The organism is Sphingorhabdus sp. (assembly GCF_044338195.1).
Lineage (GTDB): Bacteria > Pseudomonadota > Alphaproteobacteria > Sphingomonadales > Sphingomonadaceae > Sphingorhabdus_B.
Map to the genome: position 1 here is coordinate 1 of NZ_JBIIMC010000056.1, position 5,834 is coordinate 5,834.

Sequence of the window (5,834 nt, forward strand, 5' to 3'; positions counted from 1 at the left end):
ACGCCGCCGTCGATATTGTCGGCGGCGCGCAGTTCGGCGAGATCCTGAACGTCTTAAAGCGGGGAGGCCGCTATGGCGTATCCGGTGCGATTTCGGGGCCTGTTGTCGACCTTGATCTTCGGACGCTTTATCTCAAAGATTTGCGCCTGATCGGTTGCACGGTTTTAGAGCCGGAGGTTTTTGCAAACCTCGTCTCCTATATTGAACGTGGCGAAATCCGGCCCTTGGTCGCAGCCACTTACGACTTATTCGACATCGTCAAAGCGCAAGAAGCATTTTTGACGAAGCAGCATGTCGGAAAGATTGTCCTGTCGCTTTAGTCGACGGTTTCAATCAGCTCGCCGATACGGCCAACGATTTCGTCGATATGCGCTTTTTCTAGAATGAGCGGCGGCGACAATGCGATGATATCCCCGGTCGCGCGGACCAATAAACCATTGTCGAAGCATTTGTGGAACAACTGCATGCCCCGCTTGCCAACGCCGCCTGCATGCGGCGCAAGCTCAATGGCAGCAACAATGCCCATATTGCGGATATCGATAATGTGCCGTTTGCCCTTCAGGCTGTGCACTGCATCCTGCCAATAATTGTGCAGCGAGCTGGCGTGCTCAAAAATCCCCTCCGACTTGTATAGATCAAGCGTTGCAAGGGCTGCTGCCGCTGCCAAGGGGTGGCCGGAATAGGTGTAACCGTGGAACAATTCGATGCCATCAGGGCCGCCCTCTACGACACCGTCATGGATGTGGCGGCTAACCGCAACCGCGCCCATAGGCACGGCGGCGTTGGTAAGGCCCTTTGCCATCGTGATGATGTCTGGCGTCACGCCGAGCGTTTCGGATGCCGTGGTGCCGCCGACACGGCCAAAGGCGGTGATGACTTCGTCAAAGATCAGCACAATGCCGTGCTTTCGCGTGATCTCACGCAGTTTTTCGAGATAGCCAATCGGTGGCACCAGAACGCCGGTTGACCCCGCCATGGGTTCAACAATGACCGCGGCAATGGTTTCGGCGCCATGCAACGCGACGATAGCTTCCAGATTGTCGGCCAGATGCGCCCCCCATTCTGGGCGACCCATGGTGAAGGCGTTGTGTTCCAGATTATGGGTGTGCGGCAGATGGTCGACGCCCGTTAACAAGGTGCCAAATTGCCGCCGGTTGTTGACGATGCCGCCAACCGAAATGCCGCCAAAGCCAACGCCATTATAGCCACGCTCACGCCCAATCAGGCGCGTGCGCGTGCCTTGTCCAATGGCGCGTTGATAAGCGAGCGCAATCTTCAATGCCGTGTCGACCGATTCGGATCCCGAATTGGTAAAGAAAATGCGGTCCAGCCCCTCAGGCATGATCGTCGCCAGTCGCGACGCCAGTTCAAACGCAAGCGGGTGACCCAATTGGAATGGCGGGGCATAGTCCAGCTCGGCGGCGCATTTTTGGATCGCTTCAACAATCGGCGCGCGGCAGTGGCCCGCGTTTACCGCCCATAGGCCGGCGGTACCGTCAAGGATCTGACGCCCGTCGTCGCTGGTATAATGCATGTCCTTTGCCGACGCCAACTGACGCGGCGTGGTTTTGAACGCCCGGTTCGCAGTAAACGGCATCCAAAATGCCGCGAGGGGGTCATTCTCCAGTTTCATCCATTCTCTCCAACAACCGGTTTCATATGCTTATGCGATATGCAGGCCATTATCCGTGATTGAAAAGATTGTTGCGTCCGGAAAATTTTGGTGGGCATCAATTTTTCAGCTTGTTTGCTTGCACGCGGCATTTGATCCAATATCCAACCAAAAAGAGCGCTGCCACCAGAACGCTCGTCCAAAGTTCAATGGCGTGCGATTTAGAAACGCCCATCAGCACCAGAACGCCGACCATCCCTGCGATGGCCGTCCATGTGCCATAAGGATGGAACCACATTTTGAGCTTCAGTTTTTCAGGCGCAGACGCTTCAAAATCGGCGCGGAGCCGTAACTGTGCCCAAGCAATCAGCAGATAGATAAACAGCATGATCGCGCCTGAGGCATTCACCAGAAAATTGAACACCCTGTCAGGCGACAGCACCGATGCGGCAAGTGCGAAATAGCTGAAGAGGCTGGCGATCAGGATCGCACGGGCAGGCACTTTCGCTTTGCTCAATTGCACACAAGATTGCGGCGCATCACCATTTTTGGCGAGACCGAACATGGCGCGTGATGTGATATAGATGCCCGAGTTCAGGCACGACAACACGGCCACAAGCACGATGCTATTCATAATCAGATCGGCAGAAGGATAACCCATGACGCGTAACGCTTGGGCAAATGGCGATGCGCCAACTTCGATTTCGTTCCATGGCACGATGGAGACGATCATGAGGATCGACAATACGAAGAATATCAAAATGCGTGTCGATACCGATATGGTCATACGCGCGATGGTGCTTGCGCCATCTTCCGATTCTGCGGCCGCCAGCGTCGCGATTTCTGCGCCGCAAAGCGAAAATATCGTCGTCGATACACCCACGAAAATGACGGCAATACCTGCTGGCGCAAAACCACCATGTTCGGTCAGGTTTGAAAAAGTCGGACCAGAAGGCGACGTGACACCCGTGGCATAAGCGGCGGCAGCGAGAATGAAGACGATAATTGCAACAACCTTAGTGGAAGCGAACCAGAATTCGAATTCTCCGTAGGATTTGGCGGACATCAAATTAACCGCGGTCAATATTGCCATCAACACCACACCGATTTCCCAAATTTCGAGCATCGGAAACCAGCTGTTTATAATCTTCGCGCCCGCAATCGCTTCAATGGCGATCACGACGACCCAGAAATACCAATAGAGCCATCCGACAAGAAACCCGGCCCAATTACCGACGCCGGTACGGGCAAAATCGGGAAACGTCTGAACACCGGGCATCGCCATGGCCATTTCGGAGATCATCCGCATGACGAGTAAGACGAGAAACCCCGCCAAGGCGTAGCTTATAACGGCAGCAGGCCCGATTGTGCTGATGGCGGTCGATGAACCAACAAACAGGCCAGCACCTATGATGCCGCCAAATGTGATCATCGAAACATGCCGGGACTTGAGTGTCCGGCTAAGTTCGTTCGCACCCGTTCCTGCTTGTGGCGTCGCTAAGCTTGTGTCCATGTGTCGGATTCCCCCTCGTTCAAAACGGTTCTAGCTTTGAAACAAGTGATCTGTAAATGACGGCTATCAAACAAAATTGATACCCGCCGTCTTTCGTGGCGCAAAGTTGGAACGGACGGGTTATAATTTTTGCTTATAAGCCGCGGCATTAGACTGACATGCGCCTGATGGGCTGATATGGAACGGGTGAGGGGATGTAATAACCGAAATGGCCACCGTCTTAACTGACCACCGAAAAGAAAAAATCGCCACGATTGAGGCGCTGGATGCGCGGCTGCGTTGGTTGTCGTCATGGATTGTCCATAACGCCAACCATTTACGGGAAAAGCGCGACGGCCTGAAGGTTGGCGGGCATCAGGCCAGCTGCGCGTCGATGACGGCGATTATGGCGGCGCTATATTTCCATGCGCTTCGCCCGCAAGACAAGGTGTCGGTGAAACCCCATGCAGGCCCCGTGTTGCAGGCCATCCATTATTTGTTGGGCAATCAGTCACTGGAACAGTTGCAGCAGTTTCGCGCACTGGGCGGCGCACAAAGTTATCCGTCACGCACCAAGGATAAAATCCCTGTGGATTTTTCAACCGGTTCGGTTGGATTGGGCGTTGCGATTACGGCTTTTTCCAGCCTCGTTCAGGATTATCTGGTGGCGCATGGATCGCTAGATGAAGCGGACGCCGGCCGGATGATATCGCTGATGGGCGACGCTGAGCTTGATGAGGGCAATATCTACGAATGTCTTATCGAAGCCTATAAGCACGACATTCGCAATTGCTGGTGGGTGGTTGATTATAACCGCCAGTCACTCGACAGCACGACCGCTGACCGCATGTTCCGGCGCTTTGACGATATTTTCGAAACCTGCGGCTGGCGTGTTGTCACGTTGAAGAACGGCAAGTTACAGCGCGCGGCGTTCTCGCGGCCTGGCGGAAAATCGCTTGAGGACTGGATTGAAAATTGTCCCAATGCCGATTTTGCGGTGCTCACCTATAAGGGCGGCGCGGCGTGGCGCGAACGATTGATCGCGGATATTGGCGGTAAGCCGCATGTGGCAAAGCTGCTCGACAGTTTTGACGATGATGGGCTCGCTGCCCTGATGACCAACTTGGGCGGGCATTGCATCGAGACATTAATGGATGCGTTCGACAGCGCCGATGATGAACGACCGACTTTGTTTATCGCCTACACCGTTAAAGGCTACGGCCTGCCGCTGGCGGGCCATAAGGACAATCATTCGGGGATGATGAACCCCGCGCAGATTGAACAGCTTCGCGCCAGCATGGGCGTTGATGTCGGTCAGGAATGGGAACCATTTGCCGGATTGGGTGGAAATATCGCGGCCTGTCTGAAAGACTTCGTCGGGCAGAGCGTTCTCGCGCACAAACCGCAAGAGCCGAATGCGCCGGTGATCGCCGTGCCGGAGCGCCTTCCTGTGCCATCTGGTGATGTTCAGTCGACACAATCCGCTTTTGGCAATGTTTTGCTCGATCTCGCCAAATCCTCTGAGACATTAGCCGACCGTATCGTGACAACCGCGCCTGACGTTACCCAGACGACCAATTTGGGCGGATTTGTAAACCAACGTGGGCTTTTCCGTCGATCCGATGTGGCTGATATCTTCCGTGATGCCAAAATTCCGTCCGCACAAAAATGGGCGGCACATGCGGCGGGACAGCATATTGAACTCGGGATTGCGGAGAATAACTTCTTTCTGTTGCTCACGTCGCTTGGGCTTGCGGCGCCGCATTTCGGAACGCGGTTGATTCCCGTTGGCACGGTATATGATCCCTTTATCGCGCGCGGATTGGATGCGCTGAATTATGGTTGTTACTCCGATGCCCGTTTCTTGCTGGTTGGAACGCCGTCCGGGCTGACCTTGGGGCCAGAGGGTGGTGCGCACCAGTCGATCAATACGCCGCTGATCGGGATGGGGCAGCCTGGCCTTGCCTATTTTGAACCGGCTTATGCCGATGAAGTCGCTTTGTTCATGCGCTGGGCATTTGAGCACCTACAGAAACCCGACGGCAGCTCGGTATATCTGCGCCTGAGCACACGCCAAGTGCCGCAGGTGCAACGCGCCGGCACCGCATGGGAAGCCGACGCGTTAAAAGGCGGCTATTGGTTGCGGCAACCTGCACCCGGCGCCGAAGCAGCTATTGTTTTCACAGGTGCAATTGCACCTGAAGTACTCGCCGCTTTTGACCAATTGGCGGATGATATTCCCGGATTGGGCGTGTTAAATGTGACGTCGCCCGATGTGCTGCACCGCGACTGGTCTGCCAGCAAGGCCGCGCGCTGGACTGATAAGCCCACGCAAACGTGCCATGCCGAAGATCTGCTATCGGTTTTGGCACCTGACGCTGGGCTCGTGACGGTGATTGATGGTTCGCCAGGCGCGTTGTCCTGGCTGGGTGGTGTCAGTGGCATGCGGGTCAGTCCGTTGGGCACGGATCGTTTCGGCCAGACGGGTGATCTCATCGATCTGTACGACACCTACCGCCTTGATGCCGCTGCGATTATTGATGCGATGGCGGAGCTGTTCCTGAAACGTTAGACTGGCCTCGGCCACGTACTAGATTGGGTTTAATTGGCGCGCCCTACAGGAGTCGAACCTGTGGCCTCAAGATTAGAAGTCTCGCGCTCTATCCAGCTGAGCTAAGGGCGCGCGCTGAAAGGCGCAATAACGGCTTTGCCTGCGAACGCAAAGCTGCT

4 protein-coding genes and 1 tRNA gene are annotated in these 5,834 nt (G+C 55.3%); 2 read left to right on the forward strand and 3 right to left on the reverse strand.

The features are described 5' to 3' along the window. Positions 1-320 (forward strand): zinc-binding dehydrogenase (locus tag ACIQZK_RS10510; RefSeq protein WP_397576084.1); only part of this gene is annotated, 320 nt, incomplete at its 5' end. Here ACIQZK_RS10510 and ACIQZK_RS10515 read toward each other — a convergent pair. Together ACIQZK_RS10515 and ACIQZK_RS10520 are read right to left on the reverse strand one after the other, a co-directional pair. After that, positions 317-1,633, reverse strand: a complete 1,317-nt coding sequence (locus ACIQZK_RS10515; protein WP_333569908.1) for an aspartate aminotransferase family protein — start codon at positions 1,631-1,633, stop codon at positions 317-319. The genes ACIQZK_RS10510 and ACIQZK_RS10515 overlap by 4 nt on opposite strands. Positions 1,634-1,730: 97 nt before the next feature. After that, positions 1,731-3,125, reverse strand: coding sequence for an amino acid permease (locus ACIQZK_RS10520; protein ID WP_397576085.1), 1,395 nt, complete (start codon positions 3,123-3,125; stop codon positions 1,731-1,733). A gap of 208 nt (positions 3,126-3,333) precedes the next feature. Here ACIQZK_RS10520 and ACIQZK_RS10525 point away from each other — a divergent pair, with 208 nt between their 5' ends. Beyond that, positions 3,334-5,676 carry a transketolase gene (locus ACIQZK_RS10525; RefSeq protein WP_397576086.1) on the forward strand — a complete coding sequence of 781 codons (2,343 nt, stop codon included), beginning with the start codon at positions 3,334-3,336 and terminating at the stop codon, positions 5,674-5,676. Between the two features lie 34 nt (positions 5,677-5,710). Here ACIQZK_RS10525 and ACIQZK_RS10530 read toward each other — a convergent pair. Beyond that, positions 5,711-5,787: transfer RNA gene (locus ACIQZK_RS10530), tRNA-Arg, on the reverse strand. Positions 5,788-5,834 lie beyond the last annotated feature (47 nt).